This window comes from Winogradskyella psychrotolerans, from assembly GCF_018860565.1.
Classification (GTDB): domain Bacteria; phylum Bacteroidota; class Bacteroidia; order Flavobacteriales; family Flavobacteriaceae; genus Winogradskyella; species Winogradskyella damuponensis.
The window spans coordinates 1-3,349 of the sequence record NZ_JAHKPS010000016.1; the positions used below are offsets into that span (position 1 = coordinate 1).

A 3,349-nucleotide genomic window follows, 5' to 3' on the forward strand; every position below is an offset into this window, starting at 1 on the left:
CGTAATACGCAACTGACCAACTCGCATTACCTCCTGTGATTTCTGCATCTTTTAAGGTAAGGTCAAATTCCGTGATCTCATCACCTGGTACTTCTCCTAAATCATCACAGGCATTTAACTGTGTTGGCTGTATAGCCTCTGGTGGTAATGCTACATTCAATTCAAACATTCCTGTATCGAAACATTCTGTAATTGGATCATATAAGCGTACATAAATAACTTGTGGATTACCATTATTGGTATAGTTACCAACATTGATAATTGGGTTACTACCCTCTTCTGCATTTGCAGCACTTACATGATACGTTAACACTACTGCAGTTGGGTCTTGACCGTTAAGAATTTCTGCATCCTTTGTTGTAAGATCAAACTGAGCTAAACCATCGTTATCGCTATCGCATATGATATAAGGTGCTATATCTATTGGCACTTCCGGTGCTGGATGTACAATAAGCTCTAGTGTGTTTTCTGTGAGACTATAACAACCTGTTATAGTGTTCTCTGAACGCACATAAATGATTTGATTGTTTGCAACGATGTTTGTGTATAATCCCGTAATTGGATTATCCCCCATTTCCGCATCGGTCTGAGTTTCGTGATAAGTAATTACAACATCCGATTCTCCGTTAGTGATTTCTACGGTACGAATCTCTAAATCAAACTCAGCAAATCCATCATTGTCTTCGTCACAAACCTCTATTGGCTCTGGTGATGCTTCTGGTGATGGTATTGGATTAACTCTTAGGGTTACGGTTACCGTATTGTAACAACCCGTAATATCGTTTTGAGCTCTTACAAAAATCGTTTGAGCATTACTTAGATTCGTATAAGGACTTACGATTGGGTTGGTTCCATTAGCTGCATCTAATTGCGTTTCGTAATGCGTTAAGGTTATACCTGTTTGCCCATTTAAAATCTCGGCATTGGCTTCTTCTAAGATAAAAGCTTCTTGCTCATCTCCTGGGTTATTTACATCACACAACTCTAAAGGTGCTGGTGTTACTAAAACAGGTAATGCATTAACAATTAATTCTAAGGCTATTAATTTGTAACAGCCTTCTACTGTAGTATTATCTTCTACGCGTACCCAAATGATTTGATTAAAATCGTCTGTATTGGTATAAGCTAAAGGATTAGCTATAGGATTCAATCCGGTGGATGCATTCGCTTCACTTTCATAATAGCTTACAATATACTGCGTTGGATCTTGACCGTTTAATATTTCGTTTGCCTTAGTGGTTAAATCGAAGCTCGCAAATCCATCTGCTGAGATATCATCACAAACTTCTAATGGCGTTGGCGCTACTAGTTGTGGTGTTGGCTCTACAATTAAATCTAACTCCACAATCGTTGCACAGTCTGTAGCTATTGTTGCACTTTCTACTCTTACATAAAGTGTCTGAGCATCTTGTACAATGTTATTATAATTCACTGTAGTATCTATGGCATCTACACCATTATCTGCATTGATCTCTGTTTCATGGTAAGTTACCGTTAACCCTGGTGCTCCACCTGTGATTTCATTGTTAACACTTGTAAGGTTAAACAATCCAAAACCATCATTATCAGGATCACAGTAGCGTAATGCCTGCGGTGTAAATGCTATTGGTGCTTGCTCTACTATTAACTCTAAGGTCGTTGTATCATAACAGCCTGTATTTGTATCTTCTACACGTACAAAAATGATTTGACCATTACTCGTATTAGTATATAAGGTAGGCAATGGGTTGGTCTCTGAATCTGCGTCTAATTGTGTTAAATAATAGCTTACAGAATAGATAGGATTATTACCTGTAATCTCTGTGTTCTTAAGACTTAAATCGATCTCTGTTAAACCATCTGGAATACCATCATCACAAACTTCTAAAGCGCTTGGCGCTATTAAGGCTGGTAATGGGTTTACTACTAAGTCAAAAGTAAGCGTTGATGTACAATTGGTTATTGTGTTTGTTAAGACTGCAACTAGCGTTTGCGGATTACTTGTATTGGTATACAATCCTGTAATAGGATTAACCCCTAATTCGGCATCAGCTTGGTTTTCGTAATATGCCAATGAAACATTTACTTGACCATCTAAAATCTCTGCATCTTTTGTAGATAAATCAAAGGCTTCTTCTTCATTCCCTGGATTATCGTAATCACACAGTTCATATGGCGTTACGGCTATTGTTGTTGGTAATGGATTAACAATTAACTGTAGCGTTGTTGTGTCGTAACAACCTGAAGTACCATTCTCTATACGAACATAAATCTCTTGTGCTCCTGCTGTTGTATTGGTATAATTGGTTGGTAATGGACTATCCCCTAATTCTGCATTTGTTGGTGTAGCATAGTAACTAACCACCATGCCGGTTTGTGAACCAACAACTTCGGCATCTTTGACACTCAAATCAAATTCAGCGAAACCATCCGCATTATCATCACAAACTTCTAAAGGTGTTGTGATATTGGCGATTGGATTTTCCATAACCTCAAGCTGAAGTGTATTTACATTATAACAGTTGGTCGTACTATTTTCTAAACGTACAAATACTGTCTGACTAGTCATAGTCGTATTTATATAACCGTCAAATATCTCTGCGGTAGAAGGCTCTGCTTCTGCGCCTGCTAAACTTTCATGAAAAGAAACAACTATACCTGTCTGACCATTTAATAGCTCTGATACTTTTGTACTTAATGGAAAGCCTACAAAACCGTCGGTATCATCATCACAAACTTGTAACGCTGAAACAGGAACTAGTGTTGGTAAAGCATTTATGATTACATCAAAACTTGTAGTACTGTAACAATCTGGATATATTGGATTTTCTACACGTACATAAATCGTCTCTTGATTTGGTGTCGTATTGGTATAACTTGACGGTAAAGCATCTACATTAGCATCTGCTGCTGCTTGTGTACTATGAAATGTTACGGTATAAATTGTCGGATCTTGAGAACCTAATATAGAGGCTTCTTGACTACTTAAATCAAATGTAGCAAAACCGTCATTGCTAGGGTCGTCACAGACAACCATATCTTCTGGTGTTGTAGCTATTGCTCTTGTATTTACAACTAAATTAAAAACTGCTGTAGCTGAAGCATTATAACAATCTGAATCCCCTGAATTTTCTACCCTTACAAAAATAGGCTGAGAATTTTCAGTGTTCGTGTAAGACATTGGTAAAGCGTCTTGACCTAAATCTGCAGCTTCAAAACTTAAATGGTAACTGACATTGAAATCATCTGATGGTTGAGATCCTAATATAACGGCTGTTTGAACGCTTAAATCAAACTCTTCAAAACCATCATTACTTAAATCATCACATAATTCTAAATCTAGTGCTGGGTTGATGGTAGGTTGGCCGGC

General features: G+C 37.6%; 1 pseudogene. It reads right to left on the bottom strand.

Annotated elements, in window-relative coordinates:
* A pseudogene (locus KO504_RS06595) lies at window positions 1-3,349 on the bottom strand (hypothetical protein); the annotation flags it as partial.